Origin of the sequence: Massilia sp. Se16.2.3, from assembly GCF_014171595.1 — a bacterium.
Classification (GTDB): domain Bacteria; phylum Pseudomonadota; class Gammaproteobacteria; order Burkholderiales; family Burkholderiaceae_D; genus Telluria.
Window position 1 is genome coordinate 1,277,928 of the sequence record NZ_CP050451.1, and the last position, 12,836, is coordinate 1,290,763.

A 12,836-nucleotide genomic window follows, 5' to 3' on the forward strand; every position below is an offset into this window, starting at 1 on the left:
GGGAACGCACATGAGCATCTTGACCCAGGAACAAACCAAGCGCATCACCGACCGCGTGCTGTCGCTCTCAAAAGCCGACGAATGCATCGTGGGCATCGGCGGCGAACGCGCCGGTAACATCCGCTTCGCCCGCAACGCCGTCTCGACCGCCGGCCTGACCGACGACACGACACTCACCGTGCGCGTCGCCTTCGGCAAGCGCCAGGGAACGGCCAGCATCAACGAGTTCGACGACAAGTCGCTGGAAAAGGCCGTGCGCCGCGCCGAGGACCTGGCACGCCTGGCACCGGAAAACCCGGAGTTCATGCCGGCCGTCTCGAAGCAGGCGTACAAGGCCTCGAACACCTTCGTGCAGAAGACCGCCGACATCGACCCGGAAATCCGCGCACAGGCCGCCGCCTACGCCATCGAGGCCTGCCGCAAGAAGGGCCTGGTCAGCGCTGGCTTCCTGAGCGATTCGACCTCGTTCCAGACCATCGCCAACTCGAACGGCGTGTTCGGCCACCAGGCCGCCACCTCGCTCGACTTTACCTGCACGATTCGCACCGCGGACGGCCGTGGTTCGGGCTGGGTGCGCCGCTCGGCGCGCGACCTGGCGCGCTTCGATCCGCGCGAAGCGGCCGATGTCGCCATCGAAAAGGCGCTGCGTTCGGTCGATGCGAAAGCGCTGGAACCGGGCCGCTACACCGTGATCCTGGAGCCGGCCGCCACCAGCGACCTGCTGGCCTTCATGATGAACGGTTTTGACGCGCGCCGCGCGGACGAGGGCCGCAGCTTCCTCACCAAGACGGGTGGCCTGAACCGCGTCGGCGACAAGCTGTTCGACCAGCAAGTGAACATCTGGTCCGACCCCTGGGATCCGCTGGTGCCGGTGCTGCCCTGGGACCAGAACATGCTGCCGCGCGAGCGCCAGAGCTGGGTCAAGGATGGCCGCGTGGCCGACCTCGAATACTCGCAGTTCTGGGCCAAGCAGAAGGGCAAGCGCGCGGTAGGCAGCGCCGGTAACTTCATCATGGCCGGTTCCGACAAGAGCATCGAGGAGCTGGTGGCCAATACCAGGAAGGGCGTGCTCGTCACCCGCACCTGGTACATCCGCATGGTCGACCCGCAATCGGTGGCGCTCACGGGCCTGACCCGCGACGGCACCTTCTACGTCGAAAACGGCAAGATCAAGTACCCGGTGAAGAACTTCCGCTTCAACGAAAGCCCGGTCTCGATGCTCAACAACATCGAGGAACTCGGCAAGCCGACGGTGCTCGGTGGCGACGAAGGCCCGAACCCGATGGTCGTACCGGCGATGAAGGTACGGGATTTCAATTTCACGTCGCTGTCGGACGCGGTGTAAGCAAAGGGCGCGGCCGGTGAACGGTCGCGCATCGTAGGGTGGGCTCTTGAGCCCACGCGTTCAACGCACGCATGCGTTCTCGAGCACGTTTCGGAACGGCAGCTGCCGGTTGGACGCGTGGGCGGGGAACCCGCCCACCCTACGAAAAACAAAGTAACGTAGGGTGGGCACTCCGTGCCCACGCGGTGCAACGCTTCCTCATCGAGATGCATTTCGACCCGCGTACGCCGCACCGCGTGGGCAGAGCCCACCCTACGAAAAACGTGGCCGCGCAGGCCACGACACGGAGACACAATGGAACGACGCAGCTTCCTCAAAATCGGTGCCGGCACGGCCGGCGCCATGCTCATTCCGGTATTCGGCAACGCCATCGCGGCCGAAGACCTCTTGAACCCCATGGCGGTCAGCTTCAAGAAGGCATTGGCCGACGCCGCCCTGAACGCGGCCACCAAGGCCGGCGCCTCCTATTGCGACGTGCGCATCGGCCGCTACCTGAACCAGTTCATCACGACGCGCGACCTGAACGTCGAGAACATCACGAATACCGAGTCGACCGGCGTCGGTATCCGCGTCATCGCCGGCGCCTACGGTTTCGCCGCGACGAACACGATGAACCCGGACGCCGTGGCCGCTGCCGCGCGCCAGGCCGTGGCAATCGCGAAAGCCAACGCCAGATTGCAGACCGAACCCGTGCAGCTGGCACCGGTGAAAGGCGTGGGCGAAGTCGCCTGGGCCACGCCTTTCAAAAAGGACTGGCGCGCGGTACCGGTCAAGGAAAAGGCGGACATGCTGGTCGCCGCGAACAAGGCCGGCCTGGAAGCGGGCGCCAGCTTCATGACGGCGAACCTCTTCCAGATCAACCAGCAGAAGTATTTCGCCTCGACTGACGGTTCCTACATCGACCAGGACATCCACCGCCTGTGGGCGCCGATCAACGCCACCGCTGTCGACAAGGCGACGGGTAAATTCCGTTCGCGCGGGGGCCTGGGCAGCCCGGTCAGCATGGGCTACGAGTACTTCGACCTGGCCGGCGGCGGCAAGGTGCAGGCTGCCGGCGGCGTCACCACGCTCTACACCAAGTCCTACGACATCGTCGAAGACGCACGCCTGGCGGGCAAGCAGGCACGCGAAAAGCTGAGTGCGAAATCGGTCGAGCCGGGCAAGTACGACCTGGTGCTGGCGCCCGAACACCTGTTCCTGACCATTCACGAAGCCGTCGGCCACCCGACGGAGCTGGACCGCGTGCTCGGCTATGAAGCCAACTACGCGGGCACCAGTTTCGCCACGCTCGATAAATGGCAGAGCAAGAAATTCAAGTTCGGTTCCGAGCGCGTGAATTTTGTAGCCGACCGCACCACCCCGGCTTCGCTCGGCCTGATCGGCTACGACGACGAAGGCGTGCGCGCGAAAGAGTGGGACATCATCAAGGACGGCGTGCTGGTGAACTACCAGGCGACGCGCGACCAGGCCCACATCATCGGGGAGAAGGAATCGCATGGCTGTTCGTATGCGGATTCGTGGAGCAGCGTGCAGTTCCAGCGCATGCCGAACGTGTCGCTGGCCGCCGGCAAGGCGCGCATGACACCCGACGAGATGGTCAAAGACGTCAAAAAGGGCATCTACATCATCGGCCGCGGTTCCTACTCCATCGACCAGCAGCGCTACAACTTCCAGTTCGGCGGCACGCTGTTCTACGAAATCAAAAACGGCAAGATCACCAACCCGCTCGAAGACGTCGCCTACCAGTCGAACACCCAGGAATTCTGGAATGCCTGCAGCGCGATCTGCGACGAACGCGACTGGCGCATGGGCGGCTCCTTCTTCGACGGCAAGGGCCAGCCGAGCCAGGTCAGCGCCGTGTCGCACGGCTCGAGCACGACGCGCTTCAACGGCATCAACGTCATCAACACTGCACGCAAGATCGGTTAAGGAGAAAACGATGAAACAGCTGAACCAGGAAGAAGCAAAACGCATCTGCGACCGTGTCATCGGTTTTTCGAAAGCCGACGAGTGCAGCGTCGACATCAGCGGCAGGCGCGAAGGCAATGTGCGCTTTGCGCGCAACGGCATCTCGACGGCGGGCCTGAACGAGAACATGGTCCTGACCGTGCAGGTCGCCTTCGGCAAGAAATCGGGCATCGCCCAGATTAACGAGTTCGACGACAAGTCGCTGGAGAAAGCCGTACGCCGCGCCGAGGAGCTGGCGCGCCTGGCGCCGGAAAATCCGGAATTCATGCCGGCCGTCGGCAAGCAGGAGTACAAGGCCACGCCGACCTTCGTGCGTGCCACCGCCGCCATCGATCCGGAATACCGGGCCCAGGTCGCAGCCTACAGCATCGAGGCGGCGAAGAAGGCGAAGCTGGTCTCGGCCGGCTTCTTCAACGACAGCACGCGCTTCAATGCGGTGGCCAATTCGAACGGCCTGTTCGGCTTCCAGGAAGCGACGGGACTGGACTATACCTGCACCGTGCGCACCGAGGATGGCCGCGGCTCGGGCTGGGTCACGCGCTCGGCAACCGATGCGAACCGGTTCGATGCGCGCGAGGCCGTCAACGTCGCCATCGAAAAGGCGCTGCGTTCGGTCGACGCGAAAGCGCTCGAGCCGGGCCGCTACACGGTGATCCTGGAACCGGCGGCCACGTCCGAAGTGCTGGGCAATATGTTCGCTGCGTTCGACGCGCGCGACGCCGACGAGGGCCGCAGCTTCCTCACCAAGGCGGGCGGCAAGAACCGCCTTGGCGACAAGCTGTTCGACGAGCAGATCAACGTCTGGGCCGATCCGTGGAATACGGATGCGCCGGTGCTGCCATGGGATGGCAACTCGGGCCTGGCGCGCCAGCGTACCGACATCATCAAGAACGGCCGCATCGCTTCGCTCCAGTATTCGCGCTACTGGGCGCAGAAGCAGGGCAAGCTGGCGACGGCCAGCCACGGCAACATGATCATGGCAGGCGGGTCGAAGTCGCTGGAAGAATTGATCGCTTCGACCAAGAAAGGCGTGGTCGTCACCCGCACCTGGTATATCCGCATGGTCGATCCGCAGTCGCTGCTGCTGACGGGCCTGACCCGCGACGGCACCTTCTATGTCGAGAACGGCAAGATCAAGTACCCGATCAAGAACTTCCGCTTCAACGAAAGCCCGGTCACCATCCTCAACAACGTCGACGAACTCGGCAGGCCCGAGGTGATCAGCGGCGACGAGGTACCGTACCAGATGGTGCTGCCGCCGATGAAGGTCCGCGATTTCAACTTCACCTCGCTGTCCGACGCGGTGTAAATGTCCGCATCAATGTAAGCTGTCACGATGGCCCGTTACGATTTTTACTTCACCCGGCTGCTGTACGAGTCGGGTGACTGGGATGTGGACATCCGCATGCCCAGCAATGTGCTCAATTCGCTGGTCGAGTACACGACCCTGAAGGTCGATCCGGCCGAGCGCATGGTGCAGCTGGCCGACCCGAAGGTGTTCGAAGCGCCGTTCTGCTACCTGGCCGGTCACAAGCTGGTGCAGTTCACGCCCGCCGAGCGCAAGAACTTCGAGCGCTACGTGAAGGGCGGCGGCTTCGTGTTCGTGGACGACTGCAACCACGACATCGACGGCCTGTTCGCCAAGAGTTTCGAAGCCGAGATGGCGAAGATCTTCGGCGCCTCGGCCCTGAAGAAGATCCCGAACAACCACCCGGTGTATTCGAGCTTCTTCAAGTTCGACGGGCCGCCGAACACCTCGGTGGAACTGAACGGCTGGGGCGACGACCTGGTACACGAATACCTGCGGGCGATCGAGATAGGCGGGCGCGTGCGCGTGCTGTACTCGAACAAGGATTACGGCTGCGAGTGGGACTACGACTTCCGGAACAAGCGCTTCCTGGCGGTCGACAATACCCGCTTCGCGGTGAACATCATTCAATATGCGTTGGGAGCGTAGTTGTGGCGGAACAGGCTGAAGGCAAGCACGGCAAGGTGGAGTGGAGCGAGTCGGAAGTGGCCGACCTGGTGGACAAGACGGCGGCACTGAAACGCAGCATGGGGCGCGTCATCATCGGCCAGGAAAACGTGGTCGAGCTGTTGATCACCTGCCTGCTGGCGGGCGGCCACGCGCTGGTCGAGGGCGTGCCGGGACTCGGTAAAACGCTGCTGGTGAAATCGCTGGCGCAGGCGACCGACATGCAGTTCCGCCGGGTGCAGTTCACGCCCGACCTGATGCCCTCCGATATCGTCGGCACCGAGATCCTGGAAGAGGATGCCAGCACGCGCCAGCGCTCCTTCCGCTTCCAGCCGGGCCCCGTGTTCACGCAGGTGCTGCTGGCCGACGAGATCAACCGCGCGCCGCCGAAAACCCAGTCGGCCCTGCTGGAGGCGATGCAGGAGCGTTCGGTGACCTTCGCCGGGCAGACCCACATGCTGCCGCGTCCCTTCTTCGTGCTGGCGACCCAGAACCCGATCGAGCAAAGCGGCACTTATCCGCTGCCGGAAGCCCAGCTCGACCGCTTCCTGCTGCGCATCGACGTCGGCTACCCGACCGAGGACGAGGAAGTCGCCATGGTCGCGATGACCACCCAGGCCGGCCTCCAGGATGCCGAGCCGGCGATGGACCTGGAGAGCCTGCTGCGCCTGCAAGCCCTGGTGCGCGACATCGAAATCGGCGCGCACCGGTGCGCCATGCCACGCGCCTGGTGCGGGCGACGCGGCCGCACGAGACCACGGTCTCCGCCGTGAAAAAGCACGTCGGCTGGGGCGCTGGTCCGCGCGCCGGCCAGGCGCTGGTGCTGGCCTCGAAAGCGCGCGCCCTGATGGGGGGGCGCCTGGCGGTCACGCGCGAAGACGTCCAGGCGATGCTGCTGCCGGTGCTGGCGCACCGCGTGCTGCGCAATTTCGAGGCCGAGGCCGACGGCGTGGCGATGGCCGACATCCTGCAGGCGCTGCAGAGCGAGATCAAGGTCGGCTAGGGTATTGGCAACGGCACCGGAATGGCATTGGTAACCTCAAAGCTGATCGCGCACACGACGAACCTGGAACTCGTGATCCGCCATGTGCTGACCGGACTCGGGCAGGGCATCCACGCCGGGCGCGAACGCGGTGCCGGCGTCGAGTTCTCCGAGTACCGGGCGTATGCGCCGGGGGACGAGTGGCGCCGCGTCGACTGGAAGCTGCTGGCGCGCGCCGACCGCTATTATGTGCGCGAGGCCGAGCGCGACAGCCACGTCGCGGTCTGGCTGCTGCTCGATGCCAGCGCCTCGATGGCGGAACCCAGCCGCTCCATCCCCAGCTTGGACAAGCTGGCCTATGCGCGCACCCTCCTCGCCTGCGTGGCCGCGATCGCGCAGCGCCAGGGGCGATGCCTTCGGCCTGGCCGTGCTGGGGAACGGCCGCGTTCACTTCCTGCCGGCCGCGCGCGGACCGCGCCAGCTGCAAAGGGTGCTGGCACAGCTGGCGCGCACCCAGGCCGAAGGCGCCTTGCCCGATGCCGCGGCCCTGCGCTCCGGGTTGCGCTTTGCCGGCGCGCCTGCATTGGTATTTGCCGCCAGCGATTTCCTCGACTGGCCTTCGTCCCTGTCGGACGTCCTGGTGCGACTGCGCCATATGCGCCACGACGTGCGCGTGGCTTGCCTGCAGACCGAGGCCGAATGCACGGGCGGTTTCGACAGCGGTCCGGCCTACCGCGACCCGGAAGGGCAGGCTGGCGTGTTCCGCTTCGGCAGCGACCTGCGCGAAGGCTACCTGCGGGAGCGCGAAGCGCATTTCGCCGCGGTTAGCGCCGCCTGCCGCGCCAACGACATCCCGAAAGTCGACGCCCGCATCGAGCAGGCGCCGGGCGAAGTACTGCGCCAGTGGCTCAAGCCAAGGGGGCGCCGATGAACAGCCTGTGGTGGTTCGCCTTGCCGATCCTGCTGCTGCCGATCTGGTGGCACCGCAAGAAGCGCATCCAGGTGCGGGCCGAGCCGCTTGCCAGCGCACGCTTCCTGCCGCGGAGCGAACCGCGCCAACGGCGCGTGGCGCTGGCAGGAGGTGATCCTGCTGCTGGTGCGCTGCCTGCTGCTGGCCTGCCTGATCGCCTGGCTGGCCGATCCGGTCTTTCCCCGGCGCGGCGATACGGTTCTCGTGGCCGAGGGAACGGATGCGGGCTGGGTCGAACGCCAGCTGCAGGATCCACCTTTCAAGGAAGCGGCGCGCCTGGTGCTGCCGGCGCCGGACGCACTGGCGTGGCTACGCGCGCACGAGCGCGAGTTCAAGCCCGAGGCGCGCCTGCTGGTGCTGGGCGATATTCCGATGCCGGCGACCAGGCCCCAGTTCCGGCACCCGCTCACGCTGCGCACGTTGGCGAAGGCGCAGCCGCCCGTGGAAGCGCGCGTCGCCATTGTCAGCGGGCGTGCGCAGGCATGGCGCCGCATGTTCGCCGCGCTCGACGGCCCGATGCGCGTCATCGTCGAGCCGGCGCCGGGCTTGAGGACGGAGCTGATCGTCTGGGACATGCCTGACGCGCCGCCGCCGGCGCTGCGGGCACCTTGTGGTGGGCCGCGGACCCCGGCGGCTTTACCGAACTGGCGCAAGCGAAATCCGTGGGCAGCATCCGCTATGCCGAGGGCGCGCGCGGCCGCGTCTGGACATCGAAGGACTGGCCGCCGGCCGACCCGGCGGCGGCGCGCGCGCTGCTCGAGACCTGGCGCAGCCTGCAATACCCGCCCCAGCCCTACACCGCGCCGCCGCTGGCGTTCGCGCCGTCGGCAGCATCGGCGTTCGAGCACGCCAGCGGCGCCTTGCGCGCCATCCTGATGTCGGCCTTGATCGCCCTGTTCATTCTCGAGAGGATCCTGACCCATGCAAGGCGACGCTGACATCGCGCGGCGCCTGTGGCGCGCCGCCCTGTTGCGCCGGGCTCCCCTGTGGGTGCTGGGCGCCTTGCCCTGGCTGACCCTGCGTTTGCTGCCGGGCCTCCTGGCCTGGGCCGCCTGGTGCATGTGGGATGCGGCGCGCCTGCGCCAGCGCGTCGCCTACGGCTGGACCGGCTGGCTGGACGCGGCTGTCCCTGAACTGGAAGACAGCAGCGCGCTGCTGGCGGAAGCGCAGACCCCGCTGGCGCGGCTGCAGCGCGCGCGCCTGCTGGCCCGCGTCGATGCCTGCCTGGATGCGCGCACCGTGCGCGCCATCGTGCGCGGCCGCGTGGACATGGGGCTGTCCTGGCTGGCGCCCTGGCTTGCCTTTGCCTGCCTGGTCTGGTTCATCGGCCAGAAACCGGTAGCGGCGCTGCCTGCGGCGCCGGCGCCCGTGGCGCAGCCGGGCAAGGCGGCCCTTGTGCCGCAACTGGTGCTGACTGCCACGCCGCCCGCCTACACGGGCGCGGCGCCCAGCAGCGGCGCGCCGCGCAAGCTCGACCTGCCCGAGGGCAGCAGGGTAGCGTGGTGCCTGAAGAACCCTGAAGCGGGCAGCACGGTCGTGGAGCTGAGCGACGGCCGCAGCCTGGCGGTGGGCGGCAAGTGCGCTTCGCTGGTGGTCAATGAGTCGCTGTTCTGGCGCTGGCGCGGCGCACGCTACCTGCTGCGCGTGACGCCGGATGCGGCGCCGCTTATCACGATCAGCCAGCCGACCCAGATGATCCAGGAATTGAAACCCGACGCGTCCGGCGTGACGATGGCGCTGACCGTGCGCGACGATTACGCGGTGAGCCGCGCCACGCTGCACCTGACGCTGGCACGCGGCAGCGGCGAAAACATCAAGTTCACCGACCGCGAAATGCCGTTGCCGGCGTCGAAGGACCCGAAATTGCGCAACTGGGCCAAGCGCTGGGCGCTGCCTGAATTGGGCATGGAACCGGGCGACGAGCTGTATTTCTTCGTGCGCGCCCAGGACAACGCCGCCAGGCCGCACCTGGTGCAGTCGCCCACCTACACGCTGCGCCTGCCCGCGCCCGAACAGGAAGAGAGCGAGGAAACCTCGGCCATGCCGGTGCTGGTGAAACCGCAAAGCCTGCGCAGCCAGCGCCAGATCATCATCGACACCGAGCAGCTGATCGCGGACATGAAGTCCTCGCGTATGGGGCTTGGCGCCGTGCGCGAACGCAGCGAGGCGATTGCTGCCGACCAGGCGCAGCTGCGTCGCCGTTATGGCCAGTTCCTGGGCGAGGAGTCGACCCTGTTCGCCGGCGAAGAGCACGACGACCACGAGGAGCCGAAACAGTCGGGCGGCCAGGTCGACGTGCTGCACGATTTCGGCCATGCCCACGACGAAGCCGAAAACGCCACGCTCTACGACGAGGGCACGAAGAAGGTGTTGCGCCGCGCGCTGGTGGCGATGTGGGACGCCGAGAAGGCGCTGCGCGCCATCACGCCGAGGACCGCGCTGGCGCCGGAATACAAGGCACTCGCCGCCATCAAGGAATTGCAGCAGGCCGACCGCATCTACCTGCACAAGACCGCCTTCGTGCCGCCGCCGATCAAGGAAGAGATCCGCATGACGGGCGACGTGGTCGGCACCGCCAGCTATGAACGCACGCAGGGGAGGCGAACGAAGCGGTGCCCGCGGCGCTGCGCGAGCTGGTGCAGGCGCTCTCTGGCGAGGGCCCTTGCCGGCCCTGTGGACGCGCACGGCCCACGACTGGGTACGCGAGCGCCTGCGTGAGGACGAGCAGCGCCTGGCCGCCCAGCGCGCGATCCGGGACGTGGCCGACGGCTGTGCCGCATGCCGGCCGGCCCTGCGCGCCTGGCTGCGCGCCGGCATCGACAAGGCGCCGGTGCTGCTGCAGGCGCGCCCGGTCGCCGTCACGCCGTTCACGCGCGCCTGGCAAGAAGGAGGAGCGCAATGATGGATGCCATGACGATCGCGCTCTTGCTGGACCGGCCTGGCCAGCGTGGTTTTCTACCTCTGGCGCAGGAAGATCGTCGATGCGCTGCTGGCGGCAGTCGCCACTGCCGCGCTGGCGCTGCTGGCCCATGGCTGGCCGCTGCCGGGGGGGGTGGAGCCACGCTGGCGCTCGATCCGGCGCGCCCCCCGGTCTCGCTGCAGGGCGTGCGTGCGCTGCAGCTGACAGGCGACGGCTTGCGCGAAGCGCAATGGCGCGACCTGCCCGCGCGTCCGCTCGCCTGGACGGCACCTGGCTCGCCCACGCTGCGCCTGGACTTCCCGCGCCGCCTGCCGCTCGGACGCATGTTCGCGCTGACGCTCGAGCGCGACGACAAGACCCGGGCGCGCCTGCAACTGCTGGATGAAAACGGCCGCCTGCTGTCCGAGACGCGTGGAACAGGCACGTTGACCCTGGCCTGGCTACCGCCGCTGGCCGAAACCCTGCTGCTGCAGGCACGCCTGCTGGACGAAGCCGGCAAGCTGCTGGCCCGGGACCGATACCGGTCGAGGTGGTCGAATCGCCGCCGCTGCGGGTGCGCGGCCGTTTCAGCGCGCCTTCGTTCGACCTGCGTGTGCTGAACGACCTGTTCGCCAACAGCCGCGCCCCGGTGGACTGGCAGGTGGCGCTCGGCAAGACCGTCACGCGCAGCGAGCGTGCGCGCGACAGGATCGCCACGCCGGACCTGCTGGTGATCGATGCCGCCTGGTTCGAGCGTGCGCCGGCGGCCAGCCGCAACGCGCTGCTCGAACAGGTCAAGGACGGCGGCGCCCTGCTGGTGCTGGGCGGCAGCGCCAACGATGCCGCCGTGTGGGCGCGCACGCTGGACCTGCGCCTGCAGGCGCAACCCGCCGACAAGCTGCTGCACACGCCCTTGACGCTGGCGGCGGCGCCACTCAATCCGGCGACGCGCCAGGCCGGGGCCTGGCTGGGATCGGATACCGGCCTCTGGTCGCGCGGCTGGGGGAAGGGCCGCATCGGCTGGCTGGGGGCAAGCGACTGGCACCGCCACGCGATCAGCGAACCGCAGGCGCTGGCCTTGTGGTGGCAGGACGTGCTCGATGCCTTGCAGCTGAAACGGACCGAAGCGGTCGAGTGGCTGGCGCCGGCCGAGATGCCGCTGCCGGGCCAACGCACGGAACTCTGCGCGCGCGGCGTGCGCGGCATGGCGGTCTTCCCGCAGCTGGGCCAGACGCTGGCCTGGCAGCGCCGGCTTGACCATGTCGACGCATCCTGCGTGGCGGTATGGCCGGCCGGACCGGGCTGGCTGCAGGTGACGACCGTCGAGAGCGCCGGCGCGCAGCCTGTGACTGGACAGGTGTATGTGCATGCACCGGGCGACTGGCCGCAGTGGCAGGCGGCCGAACGGCGCGCGGCCACCGCACGCTATGCGGCCCGGGCACCGGTGCCGTTCACCCCAAGCGAGCGCCGGGCTGCCGGCTGGCCTTTCGCCGTGCTGTTCGCGCTGGCCATGCTGGCGCTCTGGTGGCGCGAACGGCGCTGACACCATCCGTGTGCGCCCAATGAAAAACACCCTGCAGGCTTGCGCGCCGCAGGGTGTTTTTCATTAGGCAGGCAGCCCACGAACGGGCTGCCCGGACGGCGCGTTTAACCGCGCTGTGCGCGGCGGCGCATGCCGGCGACGCCCAGCAGGGCGATGCCGAACAGGGCCACCGATGCCGGTTCCGGCACTTCCTTGTAGTCCAGGCTGACCGAGGCGTTTACCAGGTTCAGGTCACCCTTGATGTTCAGGCCAAAGCCCAGCGCCCTGTCGCGCAGCAGCGATGCCAGCGCGGCCTCGTTGCCCAGCAGCGAACCGTTCAGCGTGAAGCCGCCGGTGAAGTCGGTGGTCGTGGTGTTGATGACGGTGTTCGTCACGCTGTACTGGTAGTGCGCCTTGCACGACGAGTTGCCTGGCGATGGGACGCAGCTCTGGCCGTTGTTCTTGGCGTACTTGGTCACACCCTGTACTTCCTTGCCGGACACGACTGTGCGATTCAGCGAGGCGTCCGAAGCTTCGGTCGAGCCGGAGAAGAGGTCGGACCCGAACAGCAGGGCTGCCGATTCCTGTTCGCCGGTGCGCAGCACCGACTTGGTGACGGTCGTGGTGGTCAGGGTACGGGTGTCGCCGCCGCTGCCGGCAATGCTCGTGGTCGTCGTGTTCGAGCTCGAACGGGAAACGCCGTCCACCGAAGCGAACGAGTCGGTCGCGTCGTCCGCGAACGTGAACGTGAAATTCAGGCCGTTGACGATGAAGTTCTTCGGCAGGAACGAGGCGTCGAAGCTGCCCTTGTAGTCGCCAGCTTTCAGGTAGCCCGGGGTCAGGCTGGCGTCGAGGGTAACGACATTCGCGCTGGCCTGGGCGGCGGCGCCGAACAGGGAAGCGGCGATGGCGGCCTTGATTGCGTTTTGAATGAACATACTGTTTTCTCTTTCAGGGAGGTAGTGCTTGTAGAGGCAGTGGGTGTCCCCACCAAGCAACGATATTTTCCAATTGCAAAATTCAAACAAACAAACTTTACAATGTGGAATTGCTTGTTATCTATAAGCAACTTCTATGCCAGAAATTAATACAGTTTGATATCAATCACTTAGAAATTTGATTAATTCGAGGTGTAAGATTTTTCGACAAATAGCAACCAACAATTGCGGAAAAAG

General features: G+C 66.7%; 13 protein-coding genes and 1 pseudogene. 13 read left to right on the forward strand and 1 reads right to left on the reverse strand.

Features of this window, described 5'->3' with window-relative positions:
• Nucleotides 1–10 precede the first annotated feature (10 nt).
• The 13 genes and pseudogenes from G4G31_RS05885 to G4G31_RS05925 all read left to right on the forward strand — a co-directional run bounded on the left by G4G31_RS05885 (nt 11) and on the right by G4G31_RS05925 (nt 11,682).
• A complete protein-coding gene (locus G4G31_RS05885) occupies nt 11–1,345 on the forward strand; it encodes a TldD/PmbA family protein (RefSeq protein ID WP_182990680.1) in 1,335 nt (444 codons plus the stop codon).
• A 294-nt stretch (nt 1,346–1,639) separates the two neighbouring features.
• Entirely contained in the window at nt 1,640–3,274 is a 1,635-nt protein-coding gene (locus tag G4G31_RS05890) for a TldD/PmbA family protein (protein ID WP_182990681.1), read from the forward strand.
• A gap of 10 nt (nt 3,275–3,284) precedes the next feature.
• The gene (locus tag G4G31_RS05895; RefSeq protein WP_182990682.1) at nt 3,285–4,622 is read left to right on the forward strand and encodes a TldD/PmbA family protein; all 1,338 of its coding nucleotides are present in this window, start codon (nt 3,285–3,287) and stop codon (nt 4,620–4,622) included.
• 27 nt (nt 4,623–4,649) lie between these two features.
• Nucleotides 4,650–5,270 (forward strand): DUF4159 domain-containing protein, encoded by a 621-nt coding sequence (locus G4G31_RS05900; RefSeq protein ID WP_182990683.1) that lies wholly within the window; start codon nt 4,650–4,652, stop codon nt 5,268–5,270.
• Nucleotides 5,271–5,272: 2 nt separating this feature from the next.
• The gene (locus G4G31_RS05905) at nt 5,273–6,061 is read left to right on the forward strand and encodes an AAA family ATPase (protein ID WP_308622135.1); all 789 of its coding nucleotides are present in this window, start codon (nt 5,273–5,275) and stop codon (nt 6,059–6,061) included.
• The gene (locus G4G31_RS28105; RefSeq protein ID WP_308622136.1) at nt 6,058–6,291 is read left to right on the forward strand and encodes a hypothetical protein; all 234 of its coding nucleotides are present in this window, start codon (nt 6,058–6,060) and stop codon (nt 6,289–6,291) included. The genes G4G31_RS05905 and G4G31_RS28105 overlap by 4 nt, the downstream gene beginning before the upstream one ends.
• Nucleotides 6,292–6,312: 21 nt before the next feature.
• Nucleotides 6,313–6,618 (forward strand): annotated as a pseudogene (locus G4G31_RS25320) (DUF58 domain-containing protein); the annotation flags it as partial.
• A gap of 10 nt (nt 6,619–6,628) precedes the next feature.
• Entirely contained in the window at nt 6,629–7,201 is a 573-nt protein-coding gene (locus G4G31_RS25325; RefSeq protein WP_229425710.1) for a hypothetical protein, read from the forward strand.
• A gap of 87 nt (nt 7,202–7,288) precedes the next feature.
• The gene (locus G4G31_RS05915) at nt 7,289–8,116 is read left to right on the forward strand and encodes a hypothetical protein (RefSeq protein ID WP_229425397.1); all 828 of its coding nucleotides are present in this window, start codon (nt 7,289–7,291) and stop codon (nt 8,114–8,116) included.
• A gap of 45 nt (nt 8,117–8,161) precedes the next feature.
• Nucleotides 8,162–9,958, forward strand: a complete 1,797-nt coding sequence (locus tag G4G31_RS05920) for a DUF4175 domain-containing protein (RefSeq protein WP_229425398.1) — start codon at nt 8,162–8,164, stop codon at nt 9,956–9,958.
• Entirely contained in the window at nt 9,903–10,142 is a 240-nt protein-coding gene (locus G4G31_RS25330; protein WP_229425399.1) for a hypothetical protein, read from the forward strand. Before G4G31_RS05920 ends, G4G31_RS25330 begins: the two co-directional genes overlap by 56 nt.
• Nucleotides 10,139–10,759: a hypothetical protein gene (locus G4G31_RS25335; protein WP_229425400.1), complete on the forward strand. Its 621-nt coding sequence runs from the start codon at nt 10,139–10,141 to the stop codon at nt 10,757–10,759. Before G4G31_RS25330 ends, G4G31_RS25335 begins: the two co-directional genes overlap by 4 nt.
• Nucleotides 10,690–11,682, forward strand: a complete 993-nt coding sequence (locus G4G31_RS05925; protein ID WP_229425401.1) for a hypothetical protein — start codon at nt 10,690–10,692, stop codon at nt 11,680–11,682. The genes G4G31_RS25335 and G4G31_RS05925 overlap by 70 nt, the downstream gene beginning before the upstream one ends.
• A gap of 104 nt (nt 11,683–11,786) precedes the next feature.
• Here the strand turns inward: G4G31_RS05925 and G4G31_RS05930 are convergent, their stop codons facing one another.
• Entirely contained in the window at nt 11,787–12,599 is an 813-nt protein-coding gene (locus tag G4G31_RS05930) for a PEP-CTERM sorting domain-containing protein (RefSeq protein WP_182990684.1), read from the reverse strand.
• Between the last annotated feature and the right edge of the window lie 237 nt (nt 12,600–12,836).

Coding starts and splice junctions, on each gene's coding strand:
- G4G31_RS05885 (WP_182990680.1), top strand. CDS start 11: ATGAGCATCTTGACCCAGGAACAAACCAAGCGCATCACCGACCGCGTG.
- G4G31_RS05890 (WP_182990681.1), top strand. CDS start 1,640: ATGGAACGACGCAGCTTCCTCAAAATCGGTGCCGGCACGGCCGGCGCC.
- G4G31_RS05895 (WP_182990682.1), top strand. CDS start 3,285: ATGAAACAGCTGAACCAGGAAGAAGCAAAACGCATCTGCGACCGTGTC.
- G4G31_RS05900 (WP_182990683.1), top strand. CDS start 4,650: ATGGCCCGTTACGATTTTTACTTCACCCGGCTGCTGTACGAGTCGGGT.
- G4G31_RS25325 (WP_229425710.1), top strand. CDS start 6,629: ATGCGCGCACCCTCCTCGCCTGCGTGGCCGCGATCGCGCAGCGCCAGG.
- G4G31_RS05920 (WP_229425398.1), top strand. CDS start 8,162: ATGCAAGGCGACGCTGACATCGCGCGGCGCCTGTGGCGCGCCGCCCTG.
- G4G31_RS25335 (WP_229425400.1), top strand. CDS start 10,139: ATGATGGATGCCATGACGATCGCGCTCTTGCTGGACCGGCCTGGCCAG.
- G4G31_RS05930 (WP_182990684.1), bottom strand. CDS start 12,599: ATGTTCATTCAAAACGCAATCAAGGCCGCCATCGCCGCTTCCCTGTTC.